Source organism: Klebsiella sp. JB_Kp042 (genome assembly GCF_040065275.1).
GTDB lineage: Bacteria > Pseudomonadota > Gammaproteobacteria > Enterobacterales > Enterobacteriaceae > Klebsiella > Klebsiella quasipneumoniae.
The window spans coordinates 94,160-110,939 of the sequence record NZ_JBEAJL010000016.1 but is presented as its reverse complement, the minus strand read 5'-3'; the positions used below and the strand labels follow the sequence as shown (position 1 = coordinate 110,939).

At 60.6% G+C, this 16,780-nt stretch carries 12 protein-coding genes; 11 read left to right on the top strand and 1 reads right to left on the bottom strand.

The window, feature by feature from the left end; translation table 11 throughout:
* Positions 1–142 precede the first annotated feature (142 nt).
* From ABLV54_RS05775 to ABLV54_RS05745, 7 genes are all read left to right on the top strand, one after another.
* A complete protein-coding gene (locus ABLV54_RS05775; protein ID WP_192242436.1) occupies positions 143–2,407 on the top strand; it encodes a ComEC family protein in 2,265 nt (754 codons plus the stop codon).
* A gap of 36 nt (positions 2,408–2,443) precedes the next feature.
* Positions 2,444–4,192 carry a lipid A ABC transporter ATP-binding protein/permease MsbA gene (msbA, locus tag ABLV54_RS05770; RefSeq protein WP_004201387.1) on the top strand — a complete coding sequence of 583 codons (1,749 nt, stop codon included), beginning with the start codon at positions 2,444–2,446 and terminating at the stop codon, positions 4,190–4,192.
* Entirely contained in the window at positions 4,189–5,169 is a 981-nt protein-coding gene (lpxK, locus tag ABLV54_RS05765; protein ID WP_050532915.1) for a tetraacyldisaccharide 4'-kinase, read from the top strand. Before msbA ends, lpxK begins: the two co-directional genes overlap by 4 nt.
* Positions 5,170–5,223: 54 nt before the next feature.
* Positions 5,224–6,453 carry a winged helix-turn-helix domain-containing protein gene (locus tag ABLV54_RS05760; protein ID WP_050532914.1) on the top strand — a complete coding sequence of 410 codons (1,230 nt, stop codon included), beginning with the start codon at positions 5,224–5,226 and terminating at the stop codon, positions 6,451–6,453.
* Positions 6,454–6,516: 63 nt separating this feature from the next.
* Positions 6,517–6,699 carry a protein YcaR gene (gene ycaR / locus ABLV54_RS05755; RefSeq protein ID WP_004201390.1) on the top strand — a complete coding sequence of 61 codons (183 nt, stop codon included), beginning with the start codon at positions 6,517–6,519 and terminating at the stop codon, positions 6,697–6,699.
* Positions 6,696–7,442 (top strand): 3-deoxy-manno-octulosonate cytidylyltransferase, encoded by a 747-nt coding sequence (gene kdsB / locus ABLV54_RS05750; protein ID WP_023289025.1) that lies wholly within the window; start codon positions 6,696–6,698, stop codon positions 7,440–7,442. The genes ycaR and kdsB overlap by 4 nt, the downstream gene beginning before the upstream one ends.
* A 137-nt stretch (positions 7,443–7,579) precedes the next feature.
* Positions 7,580–8,473: a YcbJ family phosphotransferase gene (locus tag ABLV54_RS05745; protein WP_004201393.1), complete on the top strand. Its 894-nt coding sequence runs from the start codon at positions 7,580–7,582 to the stop codon at positions 8,471–8,473.
* On the opposite strand, the gene elyC is transcribed toward ABLV54_RS05745, so the two are convergent.
* A complete protein-coding gene (gene elyC, locus ABLV54_RS05740; RefSeq protein ID WP_050532913.1) occupies positions 8,450–9,229 on the bottom strand; it encodes an envelope biogenesis factor ElyC in 780 nt (259 codons plus the stop codon). The genes ABLV54_RS05745 and elyC overlap by 24 nt on opposite strands.
* Before the next feature lie 121 nt (positions 9,230–9,350).
* Between elyC and cmoM the strand changes: the two genes are divergently transcribed.
* From cmoM to mukB, 4 genes are read left to right on the top strand one after another with little or no spacing between them, the layout of a single operon-like run.
* Positions 9,351–10,151 carry a tRNA uridine 5-oxyacetic acid(34) methyltransferase CmoM gene (gene cmoM, locus ABLV54_RS05735; protein ID WP_017899447.1) on the top strand — a complete coding sequence of 267 codons (801 nt, stop codon included), beginning with the start codon at positions 9,351–9,353 and terminating at the stop codon, positions 10,149–10,151.
* Positions 10,148–11,470, top strand: coding sequence for a chromosome partition protein MukF (gene mukF / locus ABLV54_RS05730; RefSeq protein WP_050532912.1), 1,323 nt, complete (start codon positions 10,148–10,150; stop codon positions 11,468–11,470). Before cmoM ends, mukF begins: the two co-directional genes overlap by 4 nt.
* Positions 11,451–12,155: a chromosome partition protein MukE gene (gene mukE / locus ABLV54_RS05725; protein ID WP_004150840.1), complete on the top strand. Its 705-nt coding sequence runs from the start codon at positions 11,451–11,453 to the stop codon at positions 12,153–12,155. The genes mukF and mukE overlap by 20 nt, the downstream gene beginning before the upstream one ends.
* Entirely contained in the window at positions 12,155–16,603 is a 4,449-nt protein-coding gene (gene mukB, locus ABLV54_RS05720) for a chromosome partition protein MukB (RefSeq protein WP_023289028.1), read from the top strand. Before mukE ends, mukB begins: the two co-directional genes overlap by 1 nt.
* Positions 16,604–16,780: the final 177 nt, after the last annotated feature.

The following is a 16,780-nucleotide window of genomic DNA, read 5'->3' as shown; positions in this document are numbered from 1 at the left end:
GCCATTTGCGTCCCGCCTCGCAAAACAAAAGTGCCTGACTGCAAGCGTGACGATTGTCTGGAACGCTGCGCGCGCGCCTGAATACTGCCCCAGGACGCCAGCCTCGCTTTGCGTAACACTGCCCGCTCACAGGGAGGTGTTTATGCGTCTACCATGGCTTGCCGGATGCGCCATCATCGCAATACTGCCGCTACTCTGGCTACCCGCGTTGCCGGGGCCGGGCACTCTGGCGGTCGCCGGCGTACTGGCGATGTTGCTGACCCGTCTGCGCGGGACGGTCGTCGCCGTTGTGGCGGTGACGCTTCTGCTGATGGTCTGGGGAGTTTTAAGCGCGTATCAGGCGCTGTGGCCAACGCAGCACCTCACCGGCGCCGTCAGTCAGGCGGAAGTGATCCTTCACGAGACGGATGGTCAGACCCTGCACCGCGGGCAGATTGTGCGCCTGGCGGGTCGCTTCCTGTTCCCTCCGGTTGGCGTGACTTTATACGGGGAACTTGCACCTGCGCCCGTCTGCGAGGGGCAGCGCTGGATGATGACGCTGCGCCTGCGGCCGGTGCATGGACAGCTCAATGACGGGGGCTTCGACAGCCAGCGCTATGCGCTGGCTCAGCATCGGCCGCTGAGCGGGGGGATCGTCGCCGCTTCCGCGCTGGATACCCGCTGCAGTCTGCGCGCCCGCTACCTGGCGTCGCTGACCCGGCGATTGCAGACTTATCCCTGGCATCCGGTGATGCTGGGGTTGGGAATGGGGGAGCGGCTGGCGCTGCCGGCGGAGATAAAGGTCCTGATGCAGAACACAGGCACCTCCCACCTGATGGCTATCTCCGGTTTGCATATTGCCCTCGCGGCTTCCCTGATCGTGCTCCTGCTGCGTGGATTACAGTCCCTTTTACCAGGGCGCTGGATCGGCTGGCGGCTACCGCTGCTGGCCGGGCTGGCGGGCGCCGTCGGCTATGCCTGGCTGACCGGTATGCAGCCGCCGGCCCTGCGCACTTGCGTAGGGCTTGCGGTCTGCTGTGCTTTACGTTTGTCGGGTCAACGCTGGACGGCGTGGCAGGTGTGGCTCTGCTGTCTGGGGGCGATACTGGTTGCCGATCCGTTAGCGGTGTTGTCGCAAAGCCTGTGGCTATCCGCCTTCGCCGTGGCGGGGCTGATCTTCTGGTACCAGTGGTTACCGCTGCCTGACAGCCGTTGGCGCTGGCCGTGGAAAGCCCTGTTCGCCCTCGCGCATTTGCAGGCTGGCGTGACGCTGCTGCTGATGCCGCTGCAACTGCTGCTCTTCCACGGTATAAGCCTGACATCGATGGCCGCCAATTTGCTGGCGGTACCGTTAGTGACCCTGCTGGCGGTGCCGCTCATTCTCGCCGGAATGCTGCTGCATCTCACTGGACCGGAGATGGTGGCGTCGCTGATCTGGCTGGCAGCCGATCGCGTGCTGGCGGTGTTGTTCTGGGGGTTACGACGTTTACCGGACGGCTGGCTGACGTTGGATGCCCGCTGGCTCTGGATCAGTAGCCTGCCGTGGCTGCTGGTGATGGGCTGGCGTTTTCAGAGCTGGCGACATTCGCCGGCGCTGTGTCTGAGCGTGCTGTTTTTGCTGACGCGGCCATTCAGCCGGCAACCGCCCGCGGACCAATGGCAGGTGACGATGCTGGATGTCGGGCAGGGGCTGGCGATGGTGATCGAGCGTTACGGCAAGGCGTTATTGTACGATACCGGGCCGGCATGGCCGCAGGGCGACAGCGGTCGACAGGTGATTATCCCGTGGCTGCGCTGGCACCATCTGCAGCTGCAGGGGATTATGCTGAGCCACGAGCATCTTGACCATCGCGGCGGCCTCGAATCGGTGCTGCAGGCATGGCCGCAGGCGTGGGTGCGCAGCCCGCCAGGCTGGTCGGGTCATCTGCCGTGCCATCGCGGCGAGCGCTGGCAGTGGCAGGGACTCACTTTCCAGGCGCTGTGGCCGCTGCCGGGCAGCACGGCAAAGGGAAACAATCACTCCTGCGTGGTGCGGATCGATGACGGTCGCTCCAGCATCCTGCTGACCGGCGATATAGAACGTCAGGCGGAGCAGGCGATGATCAGCCGCTACTGGCAGCATCTGGCGTCTACACTTATTCAGGTTCCCCATCACGGCAGCAACACCTCCTCCAGCGAACTGCTGATCCGGCGGGTGGATGGCGCGGCCGCGCTGGTTTCCGCTTCGCGCTACAATGCGTGGCGGATGCCCTCGCACAAGGTCGTTCAGCGTTATCGCCAGCGGGGGTATCGCTGGTTCGCCACGCCGCAGCATGGGCAGATAACGGTGGTTTTTTCTGCAGAAGGGTGGCAAATCCATAGCTTACGGGATCAAGTTTTACCACGTTGGTATCATCAGTGGTTTGGCGCGCCCGCCGATAACGGGTAGAATATGCGGCTATTTCAACACAAGCTGGTTTATTGAATGCAGAACGATAAAGATCTCTCCACGTGGCAGACCTTCCGCCGACTTTGGCCGATTATTGCACCGTTTAAAGCCGGGCTAATCGTAGCGGCGGTGGCGTTAGTGCTTAACGCGGGCAGTGACACCTTCATGTTATCGCTTCTTAAACCGTTATTGGATGATGGTTTTGGTAAAACGGATCGCTCAGTGCTGCTATGGATGCCGCTGGTGGTTATCGGGCTGATGGTGCTGCGTGGGATCACCAGCTACATCTCGAGCTATTGTATCTCCTGGGTTTCCGGCAAAGTGGTGATGACCATGCGTCGTCGCCTGTTCGGCCACATGATGGGTATGCCGGTGGCATTCTTTGACAAGCAGTCTACCGGGACGCTGCTGTCACGTATCACCTATGATTCCGAGCAGGTCGCTTCCTCTTCTTCCAGCGCGCTGATCACCGTGGTCCGCGAAGGGGCATCGATTATCGGCCTGTTCGTGATGATGTTCTATTACAGCTGGCAGCTGTCGCTGATCCTGATCGTACTGGCGCCTATCGTGTCGGTAGCAATCCGCGTGGTCTCCAAGCGTTTTCGCAATATCAGTAAGAATATGCAGAACACGATGGGGCAGGTCACCACCAGCGCCGAGCAGATGCTGAAAGGGCACAAAGAGGTGCTGATGTTTGGCGGCCAGGAAGTGGAAACCAAACGTTTTGATAAGGTCAGCAATAAAATGCGCCTGCAGGGGATGAAGATGGTTTCCGCCTCGTCTATCTCCGACCCGATCATTCAGCTTATCGCCTCCCTGGCGCTGGCCTTTGTCCTGTATGCCGCCAGCTTCCCGAGCGTGATGGACACCCTGACCGCCGGGACCATTACCGTGGTCTTCTCCTCCATGATTGCGCTGATGCGTCCGCTGAAGTCGCTGACTAACGTCAATGCCCAGTTCCAGCGCGGGATGGCGGCATGCCAGACGCTGTTTGCGATCCTCGATTCCGAGCAGGAAAAAGACGAAGGTACGCGCGTCATTGAGCGGGCGAAAGGCAATCTCAAGTTCGAGAACGTCACCTTTACCTATCCGGGTCGCGAAGTGGCCGCGCTGCGCAATATCAATCTCGATATCCCGGAAGGGAAAACCGTGGCGCTGGTGGGACGCTCCGGGTCGGGTAAATCGACCATCGCCAGCCTGATCACACGCTTCTACGATGTCGACGACGGGCAGATCCTGCTGGATGGCCACGACCTGCGCGAGTACAAGCTGAGCTCGCTGCGCGACCAGGTCGCGCTGGTTTCACAGAACGTGCACCTGTTCAATGATACCGTCGCTAATAACATCGCCTATGCCCGTACCGAAGAGTACAGCCGCGAGCAAATTGAAGAGGCTGCGCGGATGGCCTACGCCATGGACTTCATCAACAAGATGGACAATGGCCTGGATACCATCATCGGCGAAAATGGCGTGATGCTGTCCGGCGGCCAGCGCCAGCGTATTGCTATCGCCCGTGCGCTACTGCGTAACAGCCCGATCCTGATCCTCGATGAAGCCACCTCGGCGCTGGATACCGAGTCCGAGCGTGCGATTCAGGCGGCGCTGGATGAGCTGCAGAAAAACCGCACCTCGCTGGTTATCGCCCACCGTCTGTCAACCATTGAGCAGGCTGATGAGATCGTGGTGGTTGAAGACGGGCGGATTGTGGAGCGCGGTACGCACCACGACCTGCTGGAGCATAAAGGCGTATACGCCCAGCTGCATAAGATGCAATTCGGCGAATGATCGCACGCATCTGGTCCGGTGAATCGCCGCTGTGGCGCCTGCTGCTGCCGCTCTCCTGGCTGTATGGCCTGGTGAGCGCGGTGATTCGCCTCAGTTATCAGCTGGGGTGGAAAAAAGCCTGGCGCGCGCCGGTGCCGGTGGTGGTGGTCGGTAACCTGACCGCCGGCGGCAATGGTAAAACGCCGGTGGTGATCTGGCTGGTGGAGCAGCTGCAACAGCGCGGCATTCGCGTTGGGGTGGTCTCTCGCGGCTACGGCGGTAAAGCCGAACGCTACCCGCTGGTGTTAACTGACCGGACCAGTACGGCGCAGGCAGGCGATGAACCGGTGCTCATCCATCAGCGCACCGGCGCGCCGGTGGCTGTCTCTCCACTGCGCAGCGACGCGGTGAAATCGCTGCTCAGCGCGCACGATCTGCAGATTATCGTGACCGACGATGGTTTGCAGCACTATAAGCTGGCGCGGGACCGGGAAATTGTCGTCATCGACGGCGTGCGCCGCTTTGGCAACGGCTGGTGGCTGCCTGCCGGGCCGATGCGCGAGCGGGCGTCGCGCTTGCAAAGCGTTGATGCGGTTATCGTCAACGGCGGCGTGGCGCGTCCGGGAGAGATCCCGATGCAGCTGCGTCCCGGGATGGCGGTCAACCTGCTCACCGGCGAACGTCGCGATGTCTCTACCTTCACTAACGTGGTGGCAATGGCCGGCATCGGCCATCCGCCGCGCTTTTTCGCCACCCTCGAAAGCTGTGGCGTCCAACCGGTCAAAACCGTGGCTCTGGCGGACCATCAGGCGCTGAGCCAGGCCGATGTCACCGCCCTGGTAACCGCCGGGCAGACGCTGCTGATGACCGAAAAAGACGCCGTGAAATGTCGCGATTTTGCCGCTGCGAACTGGTGGTATTTACCGGTCGACGCCATAATGGCCGATGAACGCGCACAGCGGTTGCTTGCGGACATAGCGACGTTGGCGCAACGTTAACCGGCGCGCCGGCTTTGCTCGCCGCTGTGCTGGAAATCCTGACGGAGAACCTGCATGTCGGTATTGCAACTATCGCTTAATGAGGCGCGCCACCTCCATCTCGCGGCGCAGGGGTTATTAAAAAAGCCCCGGCGTCGCGCTCGCCCAAATGACATCCTTTCCACCATCCAGCAGATGTCGCTGCTGCAAATCGATACCATCAACGTGGTGGCCCGCAGCCCCTACCTGGTGCTGTTCAGCCGCCTCGGCAGCTATCCGCAGCACTGGCTGGATGAGTCGCTGCGCAACGGCGAGCTGATGGAATACTGGGCGCATGAAGCCTGTTTTCTGCCGCGCAGCGATTTCGCCCTTGTGCGCCACCGGATGTTGAACCCCGACAAGATGGGCTGGAAATATCATCGCGCGTGGATGGAGGAGCATGCCGGCAGTATTGCAGAGCTGGTGGCGCATATCGGCCAAAACGGGCCGGTTCGCTCGGCGGATTTTGCCCACCCTCGCAAAGGCGCCAGCGGCTGGTGGGAGTGGAAACCGCATAAGCGCCACCTGGAAGGGCTGTTTACCGCCGGGGAAGTGATGGTGGTAGAGCGGCGCAACTTTCACCGCGTGTATGATTTAACCCGGCGGGTGATGCCGTACTGGGACGACGAGCGCGATGCGCTGTCCCGCGACGCCGCAGAGGCCATTATGCTGCGCAACAGCGCCCGCAGCCTCGGCATCTTTCGTCCCCAGTGGCTGGCGGATTACTATCGTTTACGTCAGCCGGCGCTACCGGGTCTGCTGGCGGCCTGGCAGGAAGAGGGTCTGGTGACCCCGGCCAACGTGGAAGCGCTTGGCGAGATGTGGCTGCATCGCGATGCGCTGGCGCAGCTGGAGTCCGCGCCCGGCGGTAAACTTACCGCCAGCCATAGCGCCGTGCTCTCGCCCTTCGACCCGGTGGTCTGGGATCGGAAACGCGCTGAGCAGCTGTTCAACTTCAGCTATCGCCTGGAGTGCTATACCCCTGCGCCGAAGCGTCAGTATGGCTACTTCGTACTGCCTCTGCTGCACCGGGGAAAACTGGTCGGGCGGATGGACAGTAAAATACATCGCAAAAGCCGGGAACTGGAGATCTTCGCCCTGTGGCTGGAGGATGGGGTGAAGATCACCCGTGGTCTGGAGCAGGGGCTGCGCCAGGCGATCAACGATTTCGCACGCTGGCAATCGGCAGAGCGGATCCTGTGCCGACGCCTGCCGGAAGGGCTGTTTGTCGGCCAGACGCAGGGGTGGGAAATCGATGCCGATTGATCCCGGCGCCGACCTTCCTGTGTTATGCTGCTGAGAAATCTATCCGGTCCATCAGGAGGAAACATGGATCACCGTTTACTTGAAATCATCGCCTGCCCGGTCTGTAACGGTAAGCTGTATTACAGTCAGGATAAGCAAGAACTTATTTGCAAACTTGATAGTCTGGCGTTTCCGCTCCGCGACGGCATCCCTGTGCTGCTGGAGACAGAAGCGCGTCCGCTGGCGGTAGAAGAGAGTCACTCATGAGTTTCGTGGTCATTATTCCTGCGCGTTTCGCCTCCACGCGCCTGCCGGGAAAACCACTGCAGGACATTAACGGCAAGCCGATGATTGTCCATGTGCTGGAGCGCGCCCGCGAATCCGGCGCGGAACGCATTATTGTCGCCACCGATCACGAAGATGTCGCCCGGGCGGTTGAAGCCGCCGGCGGCGAGGTCTGCATGACCCGCGCCGACCATCAGTCCGGCACCGAACGGCTGGCGGAGGTGGTGGAGAAGTGCGCGTTCAGCGATGACACCATCATCGTCAATATCCAGGGCGATGAGCCGATGATCCCCCCGGCTATCGTCCGCCAGGTGGCGGAGAATCTGGCTGCCAGCACCAGCGGAATGGCGACGCTGGCGGTACCGATCCACGATGCGGAAGAGGCGTTTAATCCAAATGCGGTCAAAGTAGTGATGGATGCGCAGGGCTATGCGCTCTATTTCTCCCGCGCCACCATTCCCTGGGATCGCGATCGCTTTGCCCACTCCCGCGACGCCATTGGTGATTCTCTGCTGCGCCACATCGGCATCTATGGCTATCGCGCCGGCTTTATTCGCCGCTACGTCAGCTGGGCGCCAAGCCCGCTGGAGCAGATTGAAATGCTCGAGCAGCTGCGGGTGCTGTGGTATGGCGAGAAGATCCACGTCGCCGTGGCGGCCGAAGTGCCCGGTACCGGCGTCGATACCCCTGAAGATCTGGCGCGCGTCCGCGCTGAACTGCGCTAGTCCTCTGTCCCCTCCTTGCAGGAGGGGATATCCCCACCAGTTTTATGCTTTTTTTGCCCATTTTTGATCTTATCCGATGACAACCCAGGTGCGGGCGCTCATTATGAAATCAGTAGTGTTCATAGGGGTAATCGACAATGGAACAGTTGCGAACCGAACTCAGTCACCTGCTTGGCGAAAAGCTGAGCCGGGTGGAGTGTGTCAGTGAAAAAGCCGCTACGGCGCTGTGGTCCCTGTATGACGCGCAGGGAAATCCGATGCCGCTGCTGGCGCGAAGTTTCACCACGCCCGGGGTGGCGCGGCAGCTGGCCTGGAAGATCTCCACTCTGGCGCGCAGCGGTACGGTGCGCATGCCGGTGGTCTACGGCGTGATGACGCACGAAGAGCATCCCGGGCCGGACGTGCTGCTGCTTGAGCGCCTGCGCGGCGTCCCGGTGGAGGCGCCCACCCGCACCCCGGCGCGCTGGGAGCAGCTGCAGGAGCAGATCGTCGAGGCGCTGCTGGCCTGGCATCGTCAGGACAGCGGCGGCTGCGTGGGGATGGTCGATAATACCCAGGACAATCTGTGGCCGAACTGGTACCGGCAGCGGGTGGCGATGTTGTGGAGCACCCTGAACCTGTATCAGGACACCGGCCTGACCATGCAGGATAAGCGGGTTTTGTTCCGCTCTCGCGAGTGTCTGCCTGAGCTGTTCCGCGATTTCAATGATAATGCCGTGCTGGTGCACGGCAATTTCACCCTGCGCAGCATGCTGAAAGATCCGCGCAGCGACCAGCTGCTGGCGATGGTCGGCCCGGGGATGATGCTGTGGGCGCCGCGGGAGTACGAACTGTTCCGTCTCGCGGAGGGGGGCCAGGCCGAGCAGCTGCTATGGCGCTACCTGCAGCAGGCGCCGGTTTCCGAGGCCTTTGTCTGGCGGCGCTGGCTTTATCTGCTGTGGGATGAAGTGGATAGTCTGGTCAATACCGGGCGCTTTGACCGCGCCCGTTTCGACCTCGCCGCAAAATCACTCCTGCCCTGGCTCGCCTGAGCTGCCTTTCAGCCATTGCCAAACGCGACCGAGCGTTTCATAGCCGACCCGGTCGCTGTGCATCAGCCACACCGGAGAAGGAATGACCCGCTCCCACGGATTGAGCGGTGACGTGATCGCCATCTGATTAGCCGGTGCGGGCAGCGGGTCCAGACCGGCATGGCGAAAGAAGATCATCGCCCGCGGAAGGTGTGACGCCGAGGTGACCAGCAGGAAGGGGGCGTCGCCGATGGCGCCCTTCACCGCCAGCGCTTCCTCTTCCGTATCTTTCGGCTTATCGAGCACGATGATATCGCTGCGCGGTACGCCGAGGCTCTCCGCCACTCTCGCCCCGGCCTCCGCCGTGCTGACGGGGTTGGTTTTTGCCGCCGCGCCGGTAAAGATCATTTTCGATCCCGGATTCTCCTGCCACAGGCGAATGCCCTCCGTCAGGCGCGGCAGGCTGTTGCTGATAAGGTTAGAGCTTGGCGCCCACTCCGGGTTCCAGGTATAGCCGCCGCCCAGCACCACCACATAGCTCACCGGCTGCTCGCCGCGCCAGGTGGGATAGCGATCTTCTATCGGTTTAAGCAGGCTGTCTGCCACGGGCTGCAGGCTCAGCAGCGCCAGCAGCAGCCAGCCGAGGCTCACGCACAGCTTCCCGGTACGTTGAAAGTGGCTGAACCATAACAGGGCGATCCCGATACCGATCAGCAACAGCAGGGCAGGAAGCGGCAGCAGCAGACCGCCGACGATCTTTTTTAGCGTGAAAAGCATGCCAGATGGTTCCTTTTTTAACCATATAACCAAAGTTATGTTCGGATCTTATAACAGATCGCTTCATTCTCGGCGCGGGTATGACAAAATAGCGGTTTTGTGTTGGCTTGTGGAGTCGCCCGTGCAGGATCGCAATTTCGATGACATTGCTGAAAAGTTTTCGCGCAATATTTACGGCACCACAAAAGGCCAGCTGCGCCAGGCAATCCTCTGGCAGGATCTGGAGCCGCTGCTGGCGCAGCTGGGGCCGGGACCGCTGAGGGTACTGGATGCCGGCGGCGGCGAAGGGCAAACGGCCATTAAAGTGGCGCAACTGGGCCATCACGTGACGCTGTGCGATCTCTCTGCTGAAATGGTGGCCCGCGCCCGCCAGGCTGCTGTCGATAAAGGTGTGATCGACAACATGCATTTTGTACAATGCGCGGCTCAGGATATTGCGCAGCACTTGGAAAGCCCGGTCGATCTGGTACTGTTTCATGCGGTGCTGGAGTGGGTGGCGGAGCCCCAGGCGGTGCTGCGTACCCTGTGGTCGACGCTGCGTCCTGGCGGCGGCTTGTCGTTGATGTTCTACAATGCTAACGGCCTGCTGATGCACAATATGGTTGCCGGTAATTTCGATTACGTACAACTGGGCATGCCAAAAAAGAAAAAACGCACGCTGTCGCCGGATTATCCGCGTGAGCCGCAGCAGGTTTATCACTGGCTGGAAGAGATTGGCTGGCAAATTGTCAGCAAAACCGGCGTGCGGGTGTTTCATGATTATCTGCGTGAAAAACGCCAACAGCATGACAGCTATGCGGCGCTGCTGGAGCTGGAGACGCGCTACTGTCGTCAGGAGCCGTACCTCAGCCTGGGCCGTTATATTCATGTCACCGCGCTTAAGAGCCAGGCTCATAGCCGCAGATGCAAGGATAAAGTATGAGTGAATTTTCCCAGACAGTCCCCGAACTGGTTGCCTGGGCCAGGAAAAATGATTTTTCTATCTCGCTGCCGGTCGAGAGGCTCTCTTTCCTGCTGGCGATCGCCACCCTGAATGGCGAACGGCTGGAAGGAGAAATGAGCGAGGGAGAACTGGTGGATGCGTTCCGCCACGTGAGTGATGCGTTTGAGCAGACCAGCGAAACCATCAGCCAGCGCGCCAATAACGCCATCAACGATTTGGTGCGCCAGCGTCTGCTGAACCGCTTTACCAGCGAAATTACCGAAGGCAATGCAATCTATCGTCTGACGCCGTTGGGGATCGGGATCACCGATTATTATATCCGGCAGCGCGAATTTTCGACGCTGCGTCTCTCGATGCAGTTGTCGATCGTCGCCGGCGAGCTGAAGCGCGCGGCGGACGCGGCAGAAGAGGGCGGCGATGAGTTTCACTGGCATCGCAACGTTTTTGCCCCGCTGAAGTATTCGGTAGCGGAAATTTTCGACAGCATCGACCTGACGCAGCGCATCATGGATGAGCAGCAGCAGCTGGTGAAAGACGATATCGCGCAGCTGTTGAACAAAGACTGGCGCGCGGCGATTTCCAGCTGTGAACTGTTGCTGTCGGAAACTTCCGGTACCCTGCGTGAACTGCAGGATACGCTGGATGCGGCGGGAGATAAGCTGCAGGCGAATCTGCTGCGCATTCAGGATTCGACCATGGCGCGCGACGATCTCCATTTTGTCGACCGGCTGGTGTTCGATCTGCAAAGCAAGCTCGACCGCATCGTCAGCTGGGGCCAGCAGGCGATTGACCTGTGGATCGGCTATGACCGCCACGTGCACAAGTTTATCCGTACCGCTATCGATATGGATAAGAACCGCGTCTTCGCTCAGCGTCTGCGCCAGTCGGTACAGACCTATTTTGATGAGCCGTGGGCGCTGACTTACGCCAACGCCGACCGTCTGCTGGATATGCGTGACGAGGAGATGGCCCTGCGCGATGAAGAGGTCACCGGCGAGCTGCCTGCGGACCTTGAATTTGAAGAGTTTAACGAAATTCGCGAGCAGCTGGCGGCGCTGATCGAAGCGCAGCTGGCGGTCTATAAAGAGAAAGGAATACCGCTGGATCTCGGCCTGGTGGCGCGGGAGTTCCTGGCGCAATATCCGCGCGGGCGTCACTTTGACGTGGCGCGGATCGTCGTGGATCAGGCGGTACAGCTGGGCGTCGCCCAGGCAGATTTCACCGGACTGCCAGCCAAATGGCAGCCGATTAATGATTACGGAGCCAAGGTACAGGCGCATGTCATTGACAAATATTGAACAAGTGATGCCGGTTAAGCTGGCGCAGGCGTTGGCCAATCCGTTATTTCCGGCGCTGGACAGCGCCCTGCGCGCGGGCCGACATATCGGCCTCGACGAGCTGGATAATCACGCATTTTTGATGGATTTCCAGGATTATCTGGAAGAGTTTTATGCTCGCTATAACGTCGAGCTGATCCGCGCGCCGGAGGGCTTCTTCTACCTTCGCCCGCGTTCCACAACCCTGATTTCACGCTCGGTGCTGTCCGAACTGGATATGATGGTGGGCAAAATTCTTTGCTATCTCTATCTCAGCCCGGAGCGCCTGGCAAATGAAGGGATTTTCACCCAGCAGGAGCTGTATGACGAGCTGCTGACCCTGGCGGATGAATCCAGGCTGCTGAAGCTGGTCAACAATCGTTCCACCGGTTCGGATCTGGACCGCCAGAAGCTGCAGGAAAAAATGCGCGCGTCGCTTAACCGACTGCGCCGTCTGGGGATGGTGTGGTTTATGGGCCATGATAGCAGCAAGTTCCGTATTACCGAATCGGTATTCCGCTTTGGCGCCGATGTGCGTGCCGGCGACGACCCGCGAGAGGCGCAGCGCCGCCTGATCCGCGACGGGGAAGCGATGGCCCTGGAAAATCACCTGCAGCTCAATGATGAGAATGAAGAGAACCAGCCGGATAGCGGGGAGGAAGAGTAATGATTGAACGCGGTAAGTTTCGCTCGCTGACGCTGGTTAACTGGAACGGTTTCTTTGCCCGGACCTTTGATCTTGATGAACTGGTCACCACCCTCTCCGGGGGGAACGGCGCCGGTAAGTCGACGACCATGGCGGCCTTCGTCACGGCGCTGATCCCCGATTTAACCCTGCTGCACTTCCGTAACACCACCGAAGCGGGGGCCACCAGCGGCTCACGCGATAAAGGCCTGCACGGGAAGCTGCGCGCCGGGGTCTGTTACTCCGTACTCGACGTCATCAACTCGCGCCATCAGCGCGTGGTGGTCGGCGTGCGTCTGCAGCAGGTTGCCGGGCGCGATCGCAAAGTCGATATCAAGCCTTTCGCCATTCAGGGGCTGCCCACCGCTATCCTGCCGACCCAGCTGTTAACCGAAACGCTGAACGATCGCCAGGCGCGCGTGGTTAGTCTCAATGAGCTGAAAGACAAGCTCGAGGCGATGGAGGGGGTCCAGTTTAAGCAGTTCAACTCGATCACCGAGTATCACTCGCTGATGTTCGACCTGGGCGTGGTGGCGCGTCGTCTGCGTTCCGCCTCCGATCGAAGTAAATACTATCGCCTGATTGAGGCCTCGCTGTACGGCGGGATCTCCAGCACCATTACCCGCTCGCTGCGCGACTACCTGTTGCCGGAAAACAGCGGCGTGCGTAAGGCATTCCAGGATATGGAAGCGGCGCTGCGGGAAAACCGCATGACCCTCGAGGCGATCCGCGTCACCCAGTCCGATCGCGATCTGTTCAAACACCTGATCAGCGAAGCCACCAACTACGTGGCGGCGGACTATATGCGTCACGCCAACGAGCGGCGCATTCATCTTGATAAGGCGCTGGAGTATCGTCGCGATCTCTTTACCTCCCGTTCGCAGCTGGCGGCAGAGCAGTATAAGCACGTCGACATGGCGCGCGAGCTGCAGGAGCATAACGGCGCAGAAGGCGATCTGGAAGCGGATTACCAGGCCGCCAGCGACCACCTGAACCTGGTGCAGACCGCACTGCGTCAGCAGGAAAAAATCGAGCGCTACGAAGCGGATCTCGACGAGCTGCAGATCCGTCTGGAAGAGCAGAACGAAGTGGTGGCGGAAGCCATCGATCGCCAGGAAGAGAACGAAGCCCGCGCCGAGGCCGCCGAGCTGGAAGTGGATGAGCTGAAAAACCAGCTCGCCGACTATCAGCAGGCGCTCGACGTGCAGCAGACCCGCGCCATTCAGTATAACCAGGCGCTGCAGGCGCTGGAGCGCGCGAAGGCGCTGTGTCATCTGCCGGATCTGACGCCGGAGAGCGCCGACGAGTGGCTGGAAACCTTCCAGGCGAAAGAGCAGGAAGCGACGGAGAAAATGCTGTCGCTGGAACAGAAAATGAGCGTGGCGCAAACCGCGCACAGCCAGTTTGAACAGGCCTACCAGCTGGTGGCGGCGATTAACGGCCCGCTGGCGCGCAATGAAGCCTGGGACGTGGCGCGCGAATTGCTGCGCGACGGCGTGAACCAGCGTCACCAGGCCGAGCAGGCGCAGGGGCTGCGTAGCCGCCTCAACGAGCTGGAGCAGCGCCTGCGCGAGCAGCAGGACGCCGAGCGCCAGCTGGCTGAGTTCTGCAAACGCCAGGGCAAACGCTACGATATCGACGATCTGGAAACGCTGCATCAGGAGCTGGAAGCGCGCATCGCTTCGCTGGCCGACAGCGTTTCTAACGCGCAGGAACAGCGCATGACCCTGCGCCAGGAACTGGAGCAGCTGCAGTCACGCACTCAGACGCTGATGCGCCGGGCGCCGGTCTGGCTGGCGGCGCAGAACAGCCTTAACCAGCTGTGCGAGCAGAGCGGCGAGCAGTTTGAGTCCGGCCAGGAGGTTACCGAATACCTGCAGCAGCTGCTGGAGCGCGAGCGCGAAGCTATCGTTGAACGTGACGAGGTCGGCGCCCGCAAGCGCGCCATCGACGAAGAAATTGAGCGTCTCAGCCAGCCGGGCGGTTCGGAAGATCCGCGCCTCAACGCGCTGGCGGAACGGTTCGGCGGCGTTCTGCTGTCCGAGATCTACGATGATGTCAGCCTTGACGATGCGCCGTACTTCTCTGCGCTGTACGGTCCGTCGCGCCATGCCATCGTGGTGCCGGATCTGTCGCAGGTTGCCGAGCAGCTTGAAGGACTGGAAGATTGTCCGGAAGATCTCTATCTGATCGAAGGCGATCCGCAGTCCTTTGACGATAGCGTATTCAGCGTGGATGAGCTGGAAAAAGCGGTGGTGGTGAAGATCGCCGACCGCCAGTGGCGTTATTCGCGCTTCCCGTCGCTGCCGCTGTTTGGCCGCGCCGCGCGTGAAAACCGCATTGAAACCCTGCATGCCGAGCGTGAATCGCTGTCCGAGCGTTTTGCGACCCTGTCGTTTGACGTGCAGAAAACTCAGCGTCTGCATCAGGCCTTTAGCCGCTTCATTGGCAGCCATCTGGCAGTGGCCTTTGAGGACGATCCGGAAGAAGAGATCCGCAAACTCAACAGCCGCCGCGGCGAGCTGGAGCGCGCGCTGAGCGCCCATGAAAGCGATAACCAACAGAACCGCGTGCAGTATGAGCAGGCGAAAGAGGGCGTGTCGGCGCTCAACCGCCTGCTGCCGCGCCTGAATCTGCTGGCGGATGATACGCTGGCCGACCGCGTGGACGAGATCCAGGAACGTCTGGACGAAGCGCAGGAGGCCGCGCGCTTTATTCAGCAGCACGGCAACCAGCTGGCGAAGCTGGAGCCGATTGTTTCGGTGCTGCAGAGCGATCCGGAGCAGTTTGAGCAGCTGAAAGAAGATTACGCCTATGCGCAGCAGACCCAGCGCGATGCGCGCCAGCAGGCTTTTGCCCTGGCGGAAGTCGTCCAGCGCCGGGCCCACTTCAGCTACTCCGATTCGGCGGAAATGCTCAGCGGCAACAGCGATCTCAACGAGAAACTGCGCCAGCGCCTGGAGCAGGCGGAAACCGAACGCAGCCGCGCGCGCGACGCGATGCGTGCCCATGCGGCGCAGCTTAGCCAGTACAATCAGGTGCTGGCCTCGCTGAAGAGCTCGTATGACACCAAGAAAGAGCTGCTCAACGATCTGTATAAAGAGCTGCAGGACATTGGCGTGCGCGCCGATGCCGGTGCGGAAGAGCGTGCCCGTGCGCGTCGCGATGAGCTGCACATGCAGCTGAGCAATAACCGCTCCCGTCGCAATCAGCTGGAGAAAGCGCTGACCTTCTGCGAAGCGGAAATGGACAACCTGACCCGCAAACTGCGCAAGCTGGAGCGCGATTACTGCGAAATGCGCGAGCAGGTAGTGACCGCCAAGGCGGGCTGGTGCGCGGTGATGCGCCTGGTGAAAGACAACGGCGTCGAGCGTCGTCTGCACCGCCGCGAGCTGGCCTATCTCTCCGCCGACGAGCTGCGCTCCATGTCGGATAAGGCGCTCGGTGCGCTGCGTCTGGCGGTCGCCGATAACGAACATCTGCGCGACGTGCTGCGTATCTCGGAAGATCCGAAGCGCCCGGAGCGCAAAATTCAGTTCTTCGTTGCCGTCTACCAGCATCTGCGCGAGCGTATCCGCCAGGATATTATCCGCACCGATGATCCGGTGGAAGCGATCGAGCAGATGGAGATTGAGCTCAGCCGCCTGACCGAAGAGCTGACAAACCGCGAACAGAAGCTGGCCATCAGCTCCCGCAGCGTGGCCAACATTATTCGCAAAACCATTCAGCGCGAGCAGAACCGTATCCGAATGCTCAACCAGGGATTGCAGAGCGTCTCCTTCGGCCAGGTCAACAGCGTGCGTCTGAACGTCAACGTGCGCGAGACCCACTCGACGCTGCTTGATGTGCTCTCCGAGCAGCATGAACAGCATCAGGATCTGTTCAACAGCAACCGCCTGACCTTCTCGGAAGCGCTGGCCAAGCTCTATCAGCGCCTGAATCCGCAGATCGACATGGGGCAGCGCACGCCGCAAACCATCGGCGAAGAGCTGCTCGACTACCGCAACTATCTGGAGATGGAAGTGGAAGTTAACCGCGGCTCCGACGGCTGGCTGCGCGCGGAGTCCGGCGCGCTGTCCACCGGGGAAGCGATCGGTACCGGGATGTCGATTCTGGTGATGGTCGTCCAGAGCTGGGAAGATGAATCCCGCCGCCTGCGCGGCAAGGATATCTCGCCTTGCCGTCTGCTGTTCCTCGATGAAGCGGCGCGTCTCGACGCCCGCTCCATCGCCACGCTGTTCGAGCTGTGCGAACGTCTGGAGATGCAGCTGATTATCGCGGCGCCGGAGAACATCAGTCCGGAGAAAGGCACCACCTATAAACTGGTGCGTAAGGTGTTCAATAATCACGAACACGTCCACGTGGTGGGGCTGCGCGGGTTTGCCGCGCCGCTGCCGGAAGCGCTGCCGGGAACAGCCGACGCCTCCTGAGGCTGCGGCTACATTCTGGCGGCTAAGTGGTGAAGAGGGCAACGTTACGTTGCCCTTTTTTTCTATCCAGCCCGGTATGCGAGGGTGGTATAATCTTTAAACTTCTTTACATTAGGTAAGGCAAAAGCCTTTTCGTCTTTATATACTGAAAAAAGAGCCCCATTTTTGTGGGCAGCA

What these genes read in the sequence shown, in the direction of transcription:
- ycaR (WP_004201390.1), top strand. Translation starts at nt 6,517, where the DNA reads ATGGATCACCGTTTACTTGAAATCATCGCCTGCCCGGTCTGTAACGGT.
- msbA (WP_004201387.1), top strand. Translation starts at nt 2,444, where the DNA reads ATGCAGAACGATAAAGATCTCTCCACGTGGCAGACCTTCCGCCGACTT.
- ABLV54_RS05760 (WP_050532914.1), top strand. Translation starts at nt 5,224, where the DNA reads ATGTCGGTATTGCAACTATCGCTTAATGAGGCGCGCCACCTCCATCTC.
- kdsB (WP_023289025.1), top strand. Translation starts at nt 6,696, where the DNA reads ATGAGTTTCGTGGTCATTATTCCTGCGCGTTTCGCCTCCACGCGCCTG.
- mukB (WP_023289028.1), top strand. Translation starts at nt 12,155, where the DNA reads ATGATTGAACGCGGTAAGTTTCGCTCGCTGACGCTGGTTAACTGGAAC.
- mukE (WP_004150840.1), top strand. Translation starts at nt 11,451, where the DNA reads ATGTCATTGACAAATATTGAACAAGTGATGCCGGTTAAGCTGGCGCAG.
- mukF (WP_050532912.1), top strand. Translation starts at nt 10,148, where the DNA reads ATGAGTGAATTTTCCCAGACAGTCCCCGAACTGGTTGCCTGGGCCAGG.
- elyC (WP_050532913.1), bottom strand. Translation starts at nt 9,229, where the DNA reads ATGCTTTTCACGCTAAAAAAGATCGTCGGCGGTCTGCTGCTGCCGCTT.
- ABLV54_RS05745 (WP_004201393.1), top strand. Translation starts at nt 7,580, where the DNA reads ATGGAACAGTTGCGAACCGAACTCAGTCACCTGCTTGGCGAAAAGCTG.
- ABLV54_RS05775 (WP_192242436.1), top strand. Translation starts at nt 143, where the DNA reads ATGCGTCTACCATGGCTTGCCGGATGCGCCATCATCGCAATACTGCCG.
- lpxK (WP_050532915.1), top strand. Translation starts at nt 4,189, where the DNA reads ATGATCGCACGCATCTGGTCCGGTGAATCGCCGCTGTGGCGCCTGCTG.